This window comes from Paracidovorax oryzae ATCC 19882 (assembly GCF_000687165.1).
GTDB classification, from domain to species: Bacteria; Pseudomonadota; Gammaproteobacteria; order Burkholderiales; family Burkholderiaceae_C; genus Paracidovorax; species Paracidovorax oryzae.
On the sequence record NZ_JMKU01000005.1, the window covers coordinates 36,951 to 54,259 of the forward strand.

The following is a 17,309-nucleotide window of genomic DNA, read 5'->3' on the forward strand; positions in this document are numbered from 1 at the left end:
CGCCGCTGCCATGAAACCCACCCGTCCTCTCTGGAAGTACCGCCTGGCGATCGCGTCGCGTGCGCTGGCTGCCACGGCCGGCGGCTATGCGCTCGCGGCCGCCGCCACGGCGGCCGGCGCGCTGGCCCTGGCGCTGGCGATGCCGCGCGTGGAGGCGGTGCTGGCCGCGACGATGTTCTCCTGGCTGGTGTATGCCGGCGCGGTGGCCTGGGTGTTCTACGCGCGCACCGCATGGTCCGCCTGGGCTGGGGTGGGCGTGCCCGCTCTGCTGCTGGGGGCCTGCGTGCTCGCGCCGCGCCTGTGGGGAGGCGCGGCATGACGGCTGCTTCGAACGACACCGCGCGCCCCGCCGCGGCGCCCGGGCGCGAGGGCTTCCGGCAGGCGATGTCCTGGGTGCACACCTGGGCGGGCCTGGTGCTGGGATGGCTGCTCTTCGCCATCTTCGCCACCGGCACGCTGAGCTTCTTCAAGAGCGAATTCAATCTCTGGATGCGGCCGGAAATGCACGGGCTGGCCGCCCCGAGCCCCGACGTGGCCGACCGGGCGCAGGCAGCGCTGCACCGCCACGCGCCAGGCGTGACGCAGTGGATCATGCGCCTGCCGGACGAGCGCCTGCCGGCCGTCACGGTGCTCTGGCGCGACAGTGCCAACGGCCGCTTCCAGACCCTGCTCATGGACCCGGCCACGGGCGAGTCGATCGGCACGCGCGAGACCATGGGCGGCGAATTCTTCTACCGCTTCCACTTCGAGCTGCGCACGGCGCACCAGAGCCGCTGGGCGCTGCAGGGCCGCTGGATCGTGGGGGTGGCGACGCTGCTGATGTTCATCGCGCTGCTCACGGGCGTGGTCACGCACCGGCGCATCTTCAAGGATTTCTTCACCTTCCGGCCCAGCAAGGGCGGCCAGCGCGCATGGCTGGACGCGCACAACGTGTCCGGCGTGCTGGCGCTGCCGTTCTACCTCGTCATCACCTTCAGCGGGCTGATGATCTTCCACACGCTCTACATGCCCGCCGGCATCGCGGCCGCCTACGCGACGCCCAGGGGCACCGATTCGCAGGCCTATTTCGCAGAGATGCAGGGCGACGAGCCCGGAGCCCGCAGCGCCCGGCGGGCGCGCGGGGCGGCGGAAGCCGCCGCGCCCCTGCCGCCGCTGGACCTGGCCACGATGGTGGCCGGCGCCCACCGCACCTGGGGCGATGCCCGCATCGGCAACATTTCGGCGCGCCGCGACGCGGACGGCACGGTGGTGGAGGTCACGCGGCACGATGGCGACCGGCTGCAATACGGCCCCGCGCGGCTGCGCTTCGACGGCGCCACGGCGCGGCATCTCGCGCTGATCGATCCGCAGACACCCGCGATCAAGACCTACCGCGTGCTCTACGGGCTGCACCTCGCCCGCTTCGCGGGCCCGGGCATGCGCTGGGCGCTGTTCGGCTTCGGCGTGCTGGGCAGCCTGATGATCGCTTCCGGGCTGGTGCTCTGGTCGGTGAAGCGGCGCGCGCAGGCGCAGCGCAGGCCAGGCGAAGCCGGCCTGCCCTTCGGCGAGCGGCTGGTGGCCAGTCTGAACGTGGGCCTGATGGGCGGGCTGCCGCTGGCGGTCGCCGCCTTCCTCGCGGCCAACCGGCTGCTGCCCCTGTCCACGCCCGGGCGCGCCGACGCGGAGCTCGCATGGTTCTTCGGCACCTGGGGCGCAGGCCTGGCCATCGGCCTGCTGCGGCCGGACCGCCGCGGCTGGGCGCTGCTGCTGGGTGCCGCGGGTGCGCTGTTCGCGGCGCTGCCGGTGATCAACGCGGCCACCACCTCGGCGCACCTGGGCGTCACGCTGCCCGCGGGCGAATGGGCCTGGGCGGGCATGGACCTGTCGTTGCTGGCCACCGGGCTGGTGTTCGGCGCCCTGGCCCGCCACCTGCTGCGGCGCCCCGCGGCCGCCGCGCCGAAGGCGGCGCGCGCCGCCGTGCAGCCCGGCGCACCGTCCGGCACCACGCCCGCGCAAGGAGCCTGACGCCCATGCTCGAGTTGCTGCTGTGTTTCGCCGGCTGGGCCGGCATCGCGCTGGGGATGGACCGGCACCACGAGGACGCCTGGGGCCGCGAAGGCGCCCCGGCCCGGCTGCGTACCCTGCGCCGGGGCGGATGGGCCGTGCTGGGCCTGTCGCTGGTCCTGGCCGTGGCGTGGCCGCGCATGGCCAGCGTGCCGCTGTCGGTCACCTGGTGGGCCGTGGCGCTGTCCGTGTCGGCGCTGGGCGCCACTGCCGCAGCCACCTGGTGGCCGCGGCGCCTGCCCCGGCTCCGGGCCGCGGCCCTGGCGCTGGCGGTGCTGTGGGCCGCCCTGGCGGCCGCCCCGGGGCCGCTCGCCACGGGCTGAACGGGGCCTCTGGCCGCCCCGGTGCGGCAACAGTCCCGGCCTTCATTCCCCGCCGCCGCTGGCGCCTCCGGCGCGCCGCCGCATTGTTTTTTTCATCGACCTTTCCACCTTTCAAGGAGCCAACCGATGCCATCGTCCTTCCGCCCCTGGGCCACCGCCCTCTTCGCCGCCTGCGCCGCTGCCGGTGCCCAGGCCCACCAGGTGTGGCTCGAAGCCGGCAACGGCCAGGCACGGCTGCAGTTCGGCGAATATGCCGACAACCTGCTCGAAAAATCGCCAGGCGCGCTGGACAAGTTCCAGGGCATTCCGGTGCTGCAGGCCCATGCGCCGGGTGCGGCGGCGGCCACGCCCGTGGAAGGCCGGCGCACCGCCAAGGCCTTCGCCTACGCATTGCCCGGCGCTGCCGAGACGCTGTTCGCGGAAGCCCCCTATCCGGTGATCGACCGGAGCAAGGGCGGCAAGCCCGCGCTGCTCTGGCGCCCCGCCGCGCGCTGGGTCGCGGACCTGTCCCGCCCCATCGCGGCCACGGCACCGCTGGACGTGGTGCCCACGGGCCGCGCGGGCGAAATGCGCGTGGTGTTCAACGGCCAGCCGCTGCCCAAGGCCCAGGTGACGCTGGCCGCTCCCTCCGGCTGGGCCCGCGAGGCCGTGACCGGTGCGGACGGCACGGTGCGCTTCGCCCTGCCATGGAAGGGCCAGTACGTGGCCGAGGTGAAGCACTCCGACCCGGCCGCCGGCGAGCGCAACGGCGAGAAGTACGGCGAGACGGCCTACCTCACCACGCTCACCTTCGCCCAGGCCGAGGGCATGGAGTCTCCCGCCCTGCCGCCTGCCCCTGCGCACTGAACTCCCCGCCGCACCGGGCGCCACGCCGCCCGGTGCGGCACCCGCTCTCCTCTTCCGCCCATACGCCACCCGTACGCCGCCCGCAGCGGCGCGGGTGCCCCTTTCCTGCCTGACATGATGCAATCCTTCGACTTTCCCCCCGCCCCCCAACGGCATGCCTGCCGCCCCGACGCCGCCCCGCGTGCGCTCGTCCAGGCCCTGTCCGCGGCTGCTGCCGCGCTCTGCGCCCTGGGTGCCGCACCCGCCGGGCATGCGCAGCAGGCCGCCGCCACCGGCAGCGCCCCGGCGGCGGAAGCCACGCTCGCCCCGGTGATGGTGAACGCCGGCGGCCAGCAGGAAAACCCCGTGAACCCCGTCGCCGGCTTCGTGGCCCGCCGCGCACTGTCGGCCACCAAGACCGATACCCCGCTGATCGAGACGCCCCAGGCCATCAGCGTCGTCACGCGCGACCAGATGGAGGCGCAGGGCGCGCAGACGCTGCGCCAGACCACGGCCTACACCGCCGGCATGGTGTCCAACTACTTCGACAGCCGCGTGGACAGCTTCAAGGCCCGCGGCGGCGACGTGACGCAGTACCTGGACGGCCTGCTGCGCACCTACGGCACCTACAACAACATCAAGGCCGATCCCTACCTGCTCGAGCGCGTCGAATTCCTGCGCGGCCCCTCGTCCGTGCTGTACGGCCAGGGCAGCGTGGGCGGCGTGCTCAACCTCACGAGCAAGCGCCCGCAGGCCGAGCCGCTGCGCGAGGTGCAAGTGCAGCTGGGCAACCACGCCCGCAAGCAGATCGCGGCCGACCTGACCGGCCCGCTCACGCAGGACGGGCAATGGCTCTACCGCTTGGTGGCCGTGGGCCGCGACAGCGATTCCCAGGTGGACCACGTGGTCGACGACCGCCAGGTGTTCGCCCCGACGCTGACCTGGAAGCCCAGCGCCGCCACGTCGCTGACGCTGCAGTTCACGCACCAGAAGGACAAGAGCGGCTCGCTGATCGGCTTCTTCCCGTGGCAGGGCACGCAACTGCCCAGCCCATACGGACAGATCCCGACCTCGGCCTTCATCAGCGAGCCCGGCTGGGACGCCTACGACAGCGAGAACAATTCCTGGGGCTACCTCTTCAGCCACCAGCTGAACAGCGCCTTGACGCTGCGCCAGAACCTGCGCCGCACGGTGAGCGATGTCGATTACCGCAGCATGTACACCAGCTTCACCGCCAACCGCGCCACGGGCCGGCCGGCGCGCCCGGTGTTCGAGGCGGACAACCGCACGCTGCTGCGCGATGCCTCCTGGCAGCGCAACGCCAGCCGCCTGCTGATGGTCGATACCCAGCTCGAAGGCAAGCTGCGCGCCGGAGCCACCGAACACACGCTGCTGCTCGGCATGGACGCGCAGCGCAACACCACCAGCCAGTCCTCGTGGTTCAAGACCGTGAGCGGCATCGATGTCTATGCACCGGTGTACGGCAACTTCACGCCGCCGTCGGAATCCGACCTGGCACGCCAGCCCGGCGTCCGGCAGCGGCAGGTGGGCTTTTACGCACAGGACCAGGTCCGCTGGGACCGCTGGACGGCCACGCTCGGGCTGCGCCATGACCGGGCGAAGACCGAGACCGAAGGCCGCCCCGCTGCCGCCGTGGACGACAGCGCCTGGACCAAGCGCCTGGGCGCAACGTACCAGATGGATGGCGGCTGGGCGCCCTACCTGAGCTATTCGGAGTCGTTCCAGCCCCTGGGCGGGGTGGACTTCTACGGCACGCCGTTCAAGCCCCAGCGCGGCCAGCAGTGGGAAGCCGGCGTGAAATGGCAGCCCGAGGGCCGCGGCATCTCGGCGTATGCCGCCCTCTACCAGGTGCGCGAGAAGAACCGAAAGACCACCGATCCCACCAACCCGCGCAACAACCTGCAGATCGGCGAAACCAAGGCCCGCGGCCTGGAGGCAGAACTCACAGCCAGCATCGCGCGCAGCTGGGACGCCACGCTGGCCTACGCCTACACCGACGCCGAGATCTCGCGCAGCAACGCGGGCGACGAGGGGCAGCCGGTGGCCGGCGTGCCGAAGCACACGGCCTCCGCCTGGCTGTCGCACCGCTTCGGCACCGGCGGCCGCGGCCAGTGGACGGTGGGCGGCGGATTGCGCTACACGGGCTCGCAATGGACGGGCACGACCGCCATCACGACGCCCGCCTCCACCATCGCCGATGCCATGGTGGCGTACGACGCGGGCGACTGGCGGCTGGCTTTCAACGTGGTGAACCTGACGGACAAGGTGCAGATCACGCAGTGCCTGGCACGCGGCGACTGCTTCTACGGCCAGCGGCGCACCTACCTGCTGACCTCGACCTACCGCTTCTGACGGGTCGTCCCCGCGGGGCGCCCCGCGGGAGACCTCACTCGGGCAACAGCCAGTTGCCCAGTTCCTCGGCCTGCTCCATGCACTGCTCCTGCAGCACGGCGCCATAGGGCCAGCCGCCCACGAACAGCAGCGGCGGTATCTCGGCGCAGGGGACTCGCCCTTCCCCCTCGCGCCACCCTTCCACGAAGGCCTCGTTCAGCGCCCGGATGTCGGCCCGGGCCTTCACGGACACATCGAACACGTGGTGCCGGAAGGCCGCCCAGGCCTTGTCTTCCGGCCCCGACCGGGTGGGCGGCGACGGCCGCGCGGCCGGGCTGCCGGGCGCATCGCCGCTCCACTCCGCAGGCCGCCAGCCGGCGCCTCCCGGGGCCGTGCCCGATGGCCGGGGGGGCGGCATGCCCTCGCTCTCGTACCAGGCGGATTCGTCGTCCGTCTCGCAGACGCTGTCCAGGATGCGGCCGACCCGCACGCCGAAGGCCGCGGTGGCGGCGTCGAAGGCCAACACGCGCAAGGCATCGCCCGGCGAATTGGCCATGACGCAGATATCGAAGATCCGGGACTCGCCCCCGCGCAGCACTTCCACCATGTCGCTCATCACGCGTACCAGCAGCCGGCCGCCCGAGCGGATGGTGACGGCCACCTGCTCGTCCGACCGCTCCTCGAGGTGCGCGGCAAGCGATTCCGTCCATTTGCGCGATGCGTCGTCGGTGAAATCGGTTTCGGGCAGGGAGCGGCCGTCTTCCTTCCAGCGGATGTATTCCAGGGCCGCCTGCACCGGGGTGTTCTGCGGGCCCGAGGGGTCGCAGAGGAACATGGTCGAGATGAGGGGGTAGTAGTAGCCGTCGCGCACCTGCACGAGGGCGTCCATCACGCGCGCATCGCGCCAGTCGATGGACAGCGCCAGGGTACGCGCCGCCTCGTCGAGCATCGCTTCCGGGTCGCGCAGGCAGTCTTCGAAGAAGCGCCCGCAGGAGTAGTCGAGCCGGATGCGGCCACGCAGGGCCATGGCGGCGCGGTGCACGGTGCGGATCAGCGGCACGGCGAGCCCGTTGCCATCCTGCGGCGTGCGGTCGCCATCCCCCCCACCGGCCGGAGCCTGGCCAGCGGCCATCCCCGGGCCGGCCAGGACACCCTGGCCGTGCGCCTCCGGGGCCTCGCGGCCATCGAAGACATGCACGTCCAGGAACGCACCCAGGCGCCGCGCACGCTGCATGAGGTGGTATGCCGACGCGAGGCCCAGGGCCCCGCCGCCGACGATGGCCACGTGCAGCACATCGTCTGCGTCGCCGTGGTTTGACATGTTCTCCTGCCTGAGTTCTGAGTGACAGTGGCCCACTGTGCATGACCGGCAGCCGGTCTTCAAGGTATCGCCGGAGTCCACCCCTGCGAATCCGCAGCATGGAACGCTTTTTGCCGGCAGCGTCGCCGCGGCCCGCCCTGCCGGGGCCCCCGCCATGTGACAAAGCCCCCGGGATGGATGTCCGCGGGGGCTGTCCGGAGCACCGCCCCGGGCTCGATGGCCGGACCGGTCACACGTTGGTGATGGACACCGCGCGCGTGTTCAGGTGCGCCTCGATCGCCTCCGGGCCTCCCTCGGAACCGTAGCCGGAGTCCTTCAGGCCGCCGAACGGCAGTTCGGCGGAGGGGGACGCGGGCTGGTTGATCCACAGCATACCCACTTCGAGCCGCTGCGACAGCAGGTGGGCGTGCTTGAGGGAGCGCGTGAAGGCATAGCCGGCCAGGCCGTAAGGCAGGCGGTTCGCCTCGGCGATGGCGTCCTCGATCTTCTCGAAGCCACGTACCGCGGCCACCGGGCCGAAGGGCTCCTCGTTGAAGATGCGCGCGGACACGGGCACGTCGTCCAGCACCGTGGGCTGGAAGAAGTTGCCGTCGCCGCCGATGCGCTCGCCGCCGGCCGCCACCTGGGCGCCGTGCTGCACGGCATCCTGCATCAGTTCCGCCATGGCCGCGATGCGGCGGGGGTTGGCCAGCGGGCCCATCTGGGTGCCGTCGGCCAGGCCGTCGCCCACCTTCAGGCCCTGGGCGTGGCGCGCCAGCGCGGCCACGAAATCCTTGCGGATGCTCTCGTGCACCAGGAAGCGGGTCGGCGAGATGCAGACCTGGCCGGCATTGCGGAACTTCGCGCCGCCGGCGGCCTTGATGGCCAGTTCCACGTCGGCGTCGTCCGCGACGATCACCGGGGCATGGCCGCCCAGCTCCATGGTCACGCGCTTCATGTGCTGGCCGGCCAGCGCCGCCAGCTGCTTGCCCACCGGGGTCGAGCCGGTGAACGTGACCTTGCGGATGACGGGATGCGGGATCAGGTAGCTGGAGATCTCGGCGGGGTTGCCGTAGACCAGGCCCACGGTGCCGGCCGGCACGCCGGCATCGGCGAAGGCACGGATGAGCTCGGCGGGGCTGGCGGGCGTTTCCTCGGGGGCCTTCACGAGGATGGAGCAGCCGGACGCCAGGGCGGCGGCCAGCTTGCGCACCACCTGGTTGATCGGGAAGTTCCAGGGCGTGAATGCGGCCACGGGGCCGACGGGGTCCTTCAGAACGAGCTGGCGCACGGCGAGGCTGCCGCGGGCCGGGACGATGCGGCCATAGATGCGCTGGCCTTCGTCGGCGAACCATTCGATGATGTCGGCGGCGGCCATGGCTTCGACCTTCGCCTCGGCCAGCGGCTTGCCCTGCTCCTGGGTGAGGATGCGGGCGATGGCGTCGGCGCGCTCGCGCATCAGCGCGGCGGCGCGGCGCATGGTGCGGGCCCGCTCCACGGCGGGGATGTCGCGCCAGGCCTCGAAGCCTTTCTGGGCCGCCTCCAGGGCGCGGTCCAGGTCGGCACGGCCGGCATGGGCCACGCGGCCGATTTCCTTGCCCGTGGCCGGGTTGTGCACGGCGATGGTCTTTCCATCGGCGGCATCCTGCCATTCACCGGCAATGAAAAGGCGTGTGCTCGGATACGTCATGCGTGTGCTCCTGCGATAGCTGATAGGGACATGGGAAAGGGAAACGGGCCGGTCGTGCCGCGGGCATGGCGGGCGGCGCCCCGTATCCTAGCCGGGACCTATGACCTGGCCCGGCAACAAAAAGAAGCACTATAGGCCGGTTGGCGCCCCAGCGTCGGCACCGGACCGCTTTGCTACGTCGAGTTACCCAAGTTGCGGGAACTTTCAACCATTGCGCGCGACCGGCCGCTCGTCGTCCCGCATTTTCGCTCCATCGTCTCCCCAGCCGCCACCCAGCGCGCGGATCAGGCCCACCGTGGCCGTGTACTGCGCGGTGCGCACCTGCAGGGCCTGGCGGCGGTTGCGCAGCTCACTGCGGCGGGCGTCGAGCAGTTCCAGCTGGCTCACCATGCCGTTGCGGTAGCGCGAATCCGACAGCTGCGTGGCGCGGGCCGCCGACTGCACGGCGCGGCCCTGTGCCTCGGCCTGGCCGGCCAGCAGGCGCAGCGCGCCGAGCTGGTCCTCGACCTCGCGGAAGGCGGTGAGGACCTGGCCTCGGTGGGCCGCCAGCGCGCCCTCCAGCCGGGCGCGGGCGCTGTCTTCCTGCGCCTGGCGCTGGCCGCCGTCGAAGAGCGGCAGCGACAGCAGTGCGCCGATGCCCCAGGAGCGGGCCGACCACTTGAAGAGGTCGCCCAGTTCCGGCGAGGCATAGCCGCCATTGCCCGTGAGCGTGACCGCCGGGAACCACGCCGCCTGGGCCACGCCCACGCGGGCCTGCGCCGCCAGCACGGCCGCCTGCGCCGCAGAGACATCCGGGCGGCGCGCCAGCACGGTGCCCGGCACGCCGGCGGGAATGACGGGCAGCGCCGCCTCGCCGGCCGCGGGGGGCACGGTGAAACCGGTGGCCACCTCGCCGACCAGCAGGGCCAGCGCATGGGTCAGCACCGCCTGCTGGCGCTCCAGCGCGAGCGCGTCGGACTCGGTGGCGGCCACCTCGGTCTGCACGCGCGCCACGTCCAGCTCGGCCACGTCGCCGGCCTGGTAGCGGCGCTCGGTCAGGCGCAAGGTGTCCCGGTAGGCGGCCAGGCTCTCCTGCACCAGCGCCTGTTCGGCCTGCACCGAGCGCAGCTGCAGGTAGGCCTGGGCGGTATCCGCCTGGGCCATCAGGCGCGCGCTCTGCAGCAGCGCCTCGCGCGAGCGGGCATCGAGCCGCGCGGCATCGCTGGCCTGCGAGAGGCGGCCGAACAGGTCCAGTTCATAGGACACGTTCAGCCCTGCCGTGGCCAGGGTGGCGGGCACGGGGCCGCCCGTGGCCGTATTGGCGCCGGCCTGCCGCGCCACGCCGGCCGAGGCGCCCAGTTGCGGCGCGCGGCTGGCATCGGCGGACCGCAGCAGCGCGCGCGCCTCGGCCAGGCGGGCAGCGGCCTCCTGCACGCTGGTGTTGCCGCTGCCGGCGCGCTGCACCAGGTCGTCCAGCACCGGATCGCGGAAGCCCAGCCACCAGGCGCCGCGGGGCTGCGCCTCGGCGGGCGGTGCCGTGGTCCACGATGCGGAGCCGGCGGCTTCGCTGAAGGCGGCGGGCACGGCCACGCCGGCATGTTCCGGCACCGCCGGGACGCTCATGCAGCCGGCCAGCACCAGGGCCGCGGCCAGCGGCGCCAGCCGCGAGAGGGAATGGAAAGCAGAAAACATCGTCATCGCAAAGCTCCGTCTCATTCATGCAGGCCGCGCGGCGCGGCGATCACGGGGTGGGCCGAGGCCCCATGGCCCGGCGTGCCCTGGCCGGCATCGGTGATCGGCGCCACATGGCTGCCGTGCTGCTGCAGCGGCCGGTTGCCGGCCAGGCGGCGCAGGGCCACGTAGAAGACCGGCGTGAGGAACAGGCCGAAGGCCGTGACGCCGATCATTCCGGCGAACACCGCCACCCCCATCGCACTGCGCATCTCCGAGCCGGCGCCGGTGGACAGTACCAGGGGCAGCACGCCCATCACGAAGGCCAGCGAGGTCATGAGGATGGGACGCAGCCGCAGGCGGCTGGCCTCGATGGCGGCTTGCACGGGCGTGCGGCCGGCGAATTCCAGCTCCCGCGCGAACTCCACGATCAGGATCGCATTCTTGGCCGACAGCCCCACCAGCACGATCAGCCCGATCTGGGTGAACACGTTGTTGTCGCCGCGGGTGAGCCACACGCCCGCCATGGCGGCCATCAGGCCCATGGGCACGATCAGGATGATGGCGATGGGCAGCGTCAGGCTCTCGTATTGCGCGGCCAGCACCAGGAACACCAGCAGGATGGCCAGCGGGAACACCAGCACGGCGGAATTGCCGGCCAGGATCTCCTGGTAGGTCAGCTCCGTCCATTCGAAGCCGATGCCCGGCGGCAGCGTCTCGGCGGCGATGCGCTCCACGGCGGCCTGCGCCTGGCCCGACGAGAAACCGGGCGCGGGCCCGCCGTTCACGTCGGCCGACAGGAAGCCGTTGTAGCGCATGGCGCGCTCGGGGCCGAAGCTGCTCTCGATCTTCATGAGCGCCGACAGCGGCACCATCTCGCCGGTAGTGGAACGCACCTTGAGCAGGCCCACGTCCTCCGCCCGCGCCCGGTAGGGCGCATCGGCCTGCACGCGCACGCTGTAGGTGCGGCCGAACTGGTTGAAGTCGTTGGCGTACAGGCTGCCCAGGTAGATCTGCAGGGTCTCGAAGATGTCCGTCACCGGCACACCGAGCTGGCGGGCCTTGGTGCGGTCGATGTCGGCGTACAGCTGCGGCACGTTGACCTGCCAGCTGGTGAACAGTCCCGCCAGTTCCGGTGTCTGGTAGGCCTTGGCCATGAAGGCCTTGACGGCTGCGTCCATGGCGCCATAGCCCAGCGAGGCACGGTCTTCGATCTGCAGCTTGAAGCCGCCCGTCGTGCCCAGCCCCGCCACCGGCGGCGGCGGGAACATGGCGATGAACGCATCCTGGATGCTGCCGAAGGCCTGGTTGAGCTGGCCCGCGACGGCGCCGCCGCTCTGGTCGGCGTGCCGGCGCTCGGCGAAGGGCTTGAGCGTGACGAACACGATGCCCGCGTTGGAGCTGTTGGTGAAGCCGTTGATCGACAGGCCCGGGAAGGCGATGGCGTCCTCCACGTTGGGGTTCTTCTTCACGATCTCGCCCATGCGGCGGATGACATCTTCCGTGCGGTCCAGCGTGGCACCATCGGGCAACTGCGCGAAGCCCACCAGGTACTGCTTGTCCTGCGCGGGCACGAAGCCGCCGGGCACCGCCTTGAAGAGGCCCCAGGTCGCGCCGACCAGCACCAGGTAGACGGCCAGCATTAACGCCTTGCGGCCGATCACGCGGCGCACGCCGCCGCTGTAGGCCTCGGAGCCGCGGTGGAACACGCGGTTGAAGCGGCGGAAGAAGCCGCCCAGCACGCGGTCCATGCCGCGGGTGAGCGCATCCCTGGGCTCGTGGTGGCCCTTGAGCAGCAAGGCGCTGAGCGCGGGCGACAGCGTGAGCGAGTTGATCGCCGAGATCACCGTGGAGATGGCGATGGTCACCGCGAACTGGCGGTAGAACTGCCCCGTGAGGCCGCTGATGAACGCCAGCGGAACGAACACGGCCACCAGCACCAGCGCGATGGCGATGATGGGCCCGCTCACCTCGCGCATGGCGCGGTAGGTGGCCTCGCGCGGGGAAAGGCCCGCCTCGATGTTGCGCTCTACGTTCTCCACCACCACGATGGCGTCATCCACGACGATGCCGATGGCCAGCACCAGCCCGAAGAGCGACAGCGCGTTGATCGAGAAGCCCAGCAGGTGCAGCACCGCGAACGTGCCCACCACCGACACCGGCACGGCCAGCAGCGGGATGATGGACGCGCGCCAGGTCTGCAGGAACAGGATCACCACGACCACCACCAGCGCGATGGCCTCCAGCAATGTCTGGATGACCGAGCGGATGGAGGCGCGCACGAACTGCGTGGGGTCGTAGGCGATGCGGAACTCCACGCCCTCGGGCATGTGTTTCTGCAGTTCGGCCATGGTGGCGCGCACGTTGGCCGAGATGTCGAGCGCGTTGGAGCCGGGCGCCTGGAAGACGCCCATGCCCACGGCCGGGTCGTTGTTGAGCAGCGAGCGCAGCGAGTAGTCGGCCGCGCCCAGCTCCAGCCGGGCCACGTCGCGCAGGCGCGTCACGGCCCCGTCGGCGCCGGTCTTGACGATGATGTCGCCGAACTCCTCCACCGTGGCCAGGCGGCCCCGGGCGTTGATCGACAGCTGCATGTCCACGCCCGGCAGGCCGGGCGACTGGCCCACCACGCCCGCGGCGGCCTGCACGTTCTGCCCGCGGATGGCGGCCACCACGTCGCCCGCGGAGAGGCCGCGCTGCGCCACCTTCTGCGGGTCCAGCCATGCACGCATGGAGTAATCGCCGCCGCCGAAGATCTGCACCTGCCCCACGCCGGGGATGCGGGCGAGCCGGTCCTTGACGTTGAGCACGGCGTAGTTGCGCAGGTAGTCGATGTCGTAGCGGCCGTTGGGCGAGACCATGTGCACGACCATGGTCAGGTCCGGCGCGCTCTTGACCGTGGTGACGCCCAGGCGGCGCACTTCCTCGGGCAGGCGCGGTTCGGCCTGCGAGACGCGGTTCTGCACCAACTGCTGCGCCTTGTCCGGGTCGGTGCCCAGCGCAAAAGTGACGGTGAGGGTCATCACGCCGTCGGTCGTGGCCTGGCTGCCCATGTAGAGCATGCCTTCCACGCCATTGATGGATTCCTCCAGCGGCGTGGCGACGGTCTCGGCGATCACCTTGGGGTTGGCGCCGGGGTAGGTGGCGCGCACCACCACGGAAGGCGGCGCCACCTCGGGGTATTCCGAGATCGGCAGCGCCCGCAGGGCGATCAGCCCCGCCAGGAAGATGAGCACCGACAGCACCCCGGCGAAGATGGGGCGGTCGATGAAGAAACGGGAGAGGTTCATGGTGTCGTTCTCTGCTCTCTGGAGCCCGGCGCTCAGGCCGCGGGCTGGCGTGCGGCGGCGCGCGCCTGCGCGCCCTCCCCGCCCAGTTCGGACTTGGCGGCCATGGGCACTTCCTGCGGGGCGACCACGGCGCCGGGGCGCACGCGCTGCAGGCCGTTGACGACGATGCGCTCGCCCGCCTTCAGGCCCGCGGTGACGACGCGCAGGCCTTCGACCGGCGCGCCCAGCTGCACTTCGCGGTATTCGGCCTTGTTGCCCTCGCCCACCACCATCACGAACTTCTTGCTCTGGTCCGTGCCCACGGCGCGCTCGTTGATCAGCACGGCCTGCGTGCTCTTCGCCTGGCCCATGCGGATGCGGGCGAACTGGCCCGGCATGAGGGCGCCATCGGCGTTGTCGAAAACGGCGCGCACGCGCACCGTGCCGCTCCTCGCATCCACCTGGTTGTCGATGAGCTGCAGGCGGCCCGTGTGCGGCATGCTGCCGGCCGTGCCGGTGCCCATCTGCACGGGAATGCGCTCGATGAGCGTGCGGGCGCTCTGGCCGGAGCGCAGCCCTTCCAGGGCGCGGGCCACGATCTGCTCGTCGGTGTCGAAGCTCGCGTAGATCGGGCTCACCGAGACCAGCGTGGTCAGCACCGGCGCGCCGGCCCCCGAGCCCACCAGGTTGCCCACCGTGACCTCGACGCGGCCCACGCGGCCCGCGACCGGCGCGCGCACCTGGGTGTAGCCCAGGTTCAGGCGCGCCGTCTGCAGCGCGGCCTGGGCGGCGCGCAGGTTGGCCTCGGCCTCGCGCTGGGCGTTCACGCGCTCGTCGCGCTCGCGCTGGGCGATGGCGTGTTCTTCCCACAGGCGGCTGGCGCGTTCCATCTCGCTTCGGGTGTACGACACGCGGGCCTGGGCGGCCACCACCTGGGCATCGGCCCGGTCCACCTCGGCCGCATAGGGCGCCGGGTCCACGGTGAAGAGCAGGTCGCCCTGCTTCACCAGCGCCCCTTCGCGGAAGTGCACGGCCTGCACGGCACCGGCCACGCGCGGGCGGATGTCCACGCGCTGCACGGCCTCCAGCCGGCCGGAAAACTCGTCCCACAGCGCGACGTCCTGCTGCACCACGGCCGCGACGGACACCGGCACGGCCGGGGGCGCGGCATCGGCGGCGGGCGCCTCGGCGTGCGAGGCGGAGAGCCCGAACAGGGCCCCGCCACCGGCCGCGATGGCGGCTGCAGCGCCGGCGGCGGTCCACCAGCGGCGCGCGGGCGAGAAGAGGGAAACGGGTTGGGATGACGGCATGGCAGATCCTTCGGATGTGTCTGGAAACGTGTCTGGAAGCGGTGGTATCGCAAGCAAAAAAACGAGGCCGGCACCGGCCGGGCAAAGCCGTCCCCCTCCGGCCCGCAGGCCGGAAAAAATGCATCGAAGGGGACAGGCCGCTCCCAGGCGCGGAGACGGCAACGGGGCCGGATTCTCAAACCTCAACCATCGTTGAGGTCAATACCTTGCCTGGTGGCGAAAGGGAGTTTTTTCGAAGAGGGGGTCAGCGCGGCGCCGGACATCGGCCGGCCTCCATGAAGCGGCGGAACCGCTCGCGCGCCTCGTCCGCGCACGGACAGGCCTGGTTGCCGGACTCCAGCAGCGCATCGGGCCAGCGCTCGGCCTTGCGCAGCACGTGCAGTTCCACCGGCAGGCCGGCGGCCTCCAGCCGTGCCGCATAGGCCAGCGTTTCGTCGTGCATGGGATCGGTGTCGCCGACCAGCAGCAGCGTGGGCGGCAGGCCTGCCAGGCGCTGCGCGGTGCCGGGCACGGCATACGGGTGCTCCGCATCGCGTGCGCAGCGCAGGAACTTCTCCCAGCCCTGCGCCCAGCGGCAGGCGTCACTGCCTTCGGTGGCGGCCCGCAGCGACGGCGTGCCGGCGCAGGGGTCGAGCATCGGCGACACCAGGATCTGCCCCGCCAGCGGCGGGTGGGACTGGTCGCGCGCCATCAGGCACACGCCCGCCGCCAGGTTGCCGCCGGCCTCTTCCCCGGCCACATAGACCGGCGCGCCCGTGCCGGCCAGCCGCGTGCGGTAGCGATAGGCCCACTGCAGCACGGCATAGCCCGTCTCCAGCGGCTGCGGGAACGGATGCTCGGGCGCCAGCGGATAGGCCACCGACACCACCAGCGCCCCGGCTTCCTGCAGCAGGCCGGCGATCGTGCAGCCGCTGTCCAGGTCGCCCGACACGAAAGCCCCCCCATGGAAATGCACGACCAGCGGCGACGTCTCGCCGGCTTTCCTGCGGCCGTACATGCGCACGGCGACGTCCTGCCCCGGCGCCACCGCAATGGTGGATTCGGAGCGCGCGCCGGCGGGCGTGGAACGGGAAGAGGAAGTGGTGGGCATGGCGTGGGGGCCGGAAACGATCCGGTGCAGCAAATGTAGGCGTGTGGACAACGACGATAAACCAGCCGATGCGGGCCTCACTGTTTCCAAAGTCCGAACAATCGCCACCCGTGGCGCATGTGAGAATTTGACAGCCCCCGAAGAGGCACCGAGGAAGGAACGCCATGGACCAGATCCAGGCCATGCGCATTTACGCGCGGGTGGTGGAAGCCGGCACGTTCACGCGCGCCGCAGATTCCCTGCAACTGCCCAAAGCCACCGTCACCAAGCACGTACAGGCGCTGGAAGCGCGCCTGCGCGTACGCCTGCTCAACCGTACCACGCGGCGCGTGACCGTCACGCCCGACGGCGCGGCCTACTACGACCGCGCCGTGCGCCTGCTGGCCGATTTCGACGACATCGAGGCCAGCATGACCCATGCGCGCGCCACGCCCAGCGGCCGCCTGCGCGTGGACGTGGGCACATCGATGGCACGGCTGCTCATCATCCCGCACCTGGAAGAGTTCCAGTCGCGCTACCCCGACATCCAGCTCGACCTGGGCGTGAGCGACCGCATCGTGGACCTGCTCAGCGACAACGTGGACTGCGTGATCCGCGGCGGCGAACTCACCGACCAGTCGCTCGTGGCGCGCCGCATCGGCCTGCTGGAGTTCATCACCGTGGCCTCGCCTGCGTATCTGGAACGCCACGGCGCGCCGCGCGAACCGCTGGATCTCGAACGCGACCACCAGAGCGTGATCTATTTCTCGCCGCGCACGTCGCGGCGCTACCCGCTGGAATTCCACCGCGACGGCGAATCGCTGGAAATCGGCGGGCCCTCGCGCCTGGCGGTGAACGAGAGCAACGCCTACCTGGCCGCGCTGCTCGCCGGCCGCGGCGTGGGCCAGATCACCACCATGCAGGCCCAGCGCTACCTGGACCGCGGCGACCTGGTGCGCGTGCTGCCCGAATGGAGCCATCCGCTGCTGCCGGTCTATGTGGTGTACCCGCCCAACCGGCACCTGAGCGCGAAGGTGCGGGCGTTCGTGGACTGGGCGGCGGAGATCTTCGCCCGGGAGCAGCCCCTGCAGGGGTGAGCCTTCCGATCGTACTCTGGCCCGATATGCTCGGTGCCATGACTGTCGACTCTCCCGATCTCCCTGACGCCCCCGGCCTGCCGCCTGTCCCTTCTCCGGCAGGCCATGCGTCCACCCCCTCCGCCCCTGCCCAGCCCCACAACCCGCTGCACGGCCTCACGCTGGAGGCCATCGTGGTGGCCCTGCAGCAGGAATACGGCTGGAAGGGCCTGGCGGAGCGCGTTCCCGTGCGCTGCTTCCAGAGCGAGCCGAGCGTGTCGTCCAGCCTGAAATTCCTGCGCAAGACGCCCTGGGCGCGCGAGAAGGTGGAAAGCCTCTACCTTTTCATGCTGCGGGACCGCAAGCGCGGCCATCCCACCGCGAAAGGCCGCTGAACCCGGCACC

General features: G+C 71.4%; 13 protein-coding genes. 7 read left to right on the forward strand and 6 right to left on the reverse strand.

Annotated features, from left to right (window positions below; translation table 11 throughout):
• Positions 1–10: 10 nt before the first annotated feature.
• The 5 genes from T336_RS0103695 to T336_RS0103715 all read left to right on the forward strand — a co-directional run bounded on the left by T336_RS0103695 (position 11) and on the right by T336_RS0103715 (position 5,564).
• Positions 11–319, forward strand: coding sequence for a DUF3649 domain-containing protein (locus T336_RS0103695; protein WP_026431539.1), 309 nt, complete (start codon positions 11–13; stop codon positions 317–319).
• Positions 316–2,004 carry a PepSY-associated TM helix domain-containing protein gene (locus tag T336_RS0103700; protein ID WP_026431540.1) on the forward strand — a complete coding sequence of 563 codons (1,689 nt, stop codon included), beginning with the start codon at positions 316–318 and terminating at the stop codon, positions 2,002–2,004. The genes T336_RS0103695 and T336_RS0103700 overlap by 4 nt, the downstream gene beginning before the upstream one ends.
• A gap of 5 nt (positions 2,005–2,009) precedes the next feature.
• Positions 2,010–2,366, forward strand: a complete 357-nt coding sequence (locus T336_RS0103705; RefSeq protein WP_026431541.1) for a DUF3325 domain-containing protein — start codon at positions 2,010–2,012, stop codon at positions 2,364–2,366.
• A 126-nt stretch (positions 2,367–2,492) separates the two neighbouring features.
• The gene (locus T336_RS0103710; protein ID WP_026431542.1) at positions 2,493–3,212 is read left to right on the forward strand and encodes a DUF4198 domain-containing protein; all 720 of its coding nucleotides are present in this window, start codon (positions 2,493–2,495) and stop codon (positions 3,210–3,212) included.
• Positions 3,213–3,326: 114 nt separating this feature from the next.
• Positions 3,327–5,564, forward strand: coding sequence for a TonB-dependent siderophore receptor (locus T336_RS0103715; RefSeq protein ID WP_026431543.1), 2,238 nt, complete (start codon positions 3,327–3,329; stop codon positions 5,562–5,564).
• A 34-nt stretch (positions 5,565–5,598) separates the two neighbouring features.
• Here the strand turns inward: T336_RS0103715 and T336_RS0103720 are convergent, their stop codons facing one another.
• The 6 genes from T336_RS0103720 to T336_RS0103745 all read right to left on the reverse strand — a co-directional run bounded on the left by T336_RS0103720 (position 5,599) and on the right by T336_RS0103745 (position 15,849).
• Positions 5,599–6,864 (reverse strand): FAD-dependent oxidoreductase, encoded by a 1,266-nt coding sequence (locus T336_RS0103720; protein WP_026431544.1) that lies wholly within the window; start codon positions 6,862–6,864, stop codon positions 5,599–5,601.
• A 229-nt stretch (positions 6,865–7,093) separates the two neighbouring features.
• A complete protein-coding gene (locus T336_RS0103725) occupies positions 7,094–8,533 on the reverse strand; it encodes an NAD-dependent succinate-semialdehyde dehydrogenase (protein ID WP_019700790.1) in 1,440 nt (479 codons plus the stop codon).
• A 204-nt stretch (positions 8,534–8,737) separates the two neighbouring features.
• Positions 8,738–10,210: an efflux transporter outer membrane subunit gene (locus tag T336_RS0103730; RefSeq protein ID WP_026431545.1), complete on the reverse strand. Its 1,473-nt coding sequence runs from the start codon at positions 10,208–10,210 to the stop codon at positions 8,738–8,740.
• Between the two features lie 14 nt (positions 10,211–10,224).
• Positions 10,225–13,470 (reverse strand): efflux RND transporter permease subunit, encoded by a 3,246-nt coding sequence (locus tag T336_RS0103735; protein WP_026431546.1) that lies wholly within the window; start codon positions 13,468–13,470, stop codon positions 10,225–10,227.
• A 32-nt stretch (positions 13,471–13,502) separates the two neighbouring features.
• Positions 13,503–14,759 carry an efflux RND transporter periplasmic adaptor subunit gene (locus T336_RS0103740; protein WP_019700787.1) on the reverse strand — a complete coding sequence of 419 codons (1,257 nt, stop codon included), beginning with the start codon at positions 14,757–14,759 and terminating at the stop codon, positions 13,503–13,505.
• Positions 14,760–15,003: 244 nt separating this feature from the next.
• Positions 15,004–15,849: an alpha/beta hydrolase gene (locus T336_RS0103745; RefSeq protein WP_026431547.1), complete on the reverse strand. Its 846-nt coding sequence runs from the start codon at positions 15,847–15,849 to the stop codon at positions 15,004–15,006.
• 164 nt (positions 15,850–16,013) lie between these two features.
• Here T336_RS0103745 and T336_RS0103750 point away from each other — a divergent pair, with 164 nt between their 5' ends.
• Positions 16,014–16,925, forward strand: coding sequence for a LysR family transcriptional regulator (locus tag T336_RS0103750; protein ID WP_026431548.1), 912 nt, complete (start codon positions 16,014–16,016; stop codon positions 16,923–16,925).
• Between the two features lie 38 nt (positions 16,926–16,963).
• Positions 16,964–17,299 (forward strand): VF530 family protein, encoded by a 336-nt coding sequence (locus T336_RS0103755; RefSeq protein WP_209435940.1) that lies wholly within the window; start codon positions 16,964–16,966, stop codon positions 17,297–17,299.
• Positions 17,300–17,309: the final 10 nt, after the last annotated feature.

Coding starts and splice junctions, on each gene's coding strand:
- T336_RS0103735 (WP_026431546.1), bottom strand. CDS start 13,470: ATGAACCTCTCCCGTTTCTTCATCGACCGCCCCATCTTCGCCGGGGTG.
- T336_RS0103730 (WP_026431545.1), bottom strand. CDS start 10,210: ATGACGATGTTTTCTGCTTTCCATTCCCTCTCGCGGCTGGCGCCGCTG.
- T336_RS0103750 (WP_026431548.1), top strand. CDS start 16,014: ATGGACCAGATCCAGGCCATGCGCATTTACGCGCGGGTGGTGGAAGCC.
- T336_RS0103700 (WP_026431540.1), top strand. CDS start 316: ATGACGGCTGCTTCGAACGACACCGCGCGCCCCGCCGCGGCGCCCGGG.
- T336_RS0103740 (WP_019700787.1), bottom strand. CDS start 14,759: ATGCCGTCATCCCAACCCGTTTCCCTCTTCTCGCCCGCGCGCCGCTGG.
- T336_RS0103755 (WP_209435940.1), top strand. CDS start 16,964: ATGACTGTCGACTCTCCCGATCTCCCTGACGCCCCCGGCCTGCCGCCT.
- T336_RS0103745 (WP_026431547.1), bottom strand. CDS start 15,849: ATGCCCACCACTTCCTCTTCCCGTTCCACGCCCGCCGGCGCGCGCTCC.
- T336_RS0103725 (WP_019700790.1), bottom strand. CDS start 8,533: ATGACGTATCCGAGCACACGCCTTTTCATTGCCGGTGAATGGCAGGAT.
- T336_RS0103695 (WP_026431539.1), top strand. CDS start 11: ATGAAACCCACCCGTCCTCTCTGGAAGTACCGCCTGGCGATCGCGTCG.
- T336_RS0103705 (WP_026431541.1), top strand. CDS start 2,010: ATGCTCGAGTTGCTGCTGTGTTTCGCCGGCTGGGCCGGCATCGCGCTG.
- T336_RS0103710 (WP_026431542.1), top strand. CDS start 2,493: ATGCCATCGTCCTTCCGCCCCTGGGCCACCGCCCTCTTCGCCGCCTGC.
- T336_RS0103720 (WP_026431544.1), bottom strand. CDS start 6,864: ATGTCAAACCACGGCGACGCAGACGATGTGCTGCACGTGGCCATCGTC.
- T336_RS0103715 (WP_026431543.1), top strand. CDS start 3,327: ATGATGCAATCCTTCGACTTTCCCCCCGCCCCCCAACGGCATGCCTGC.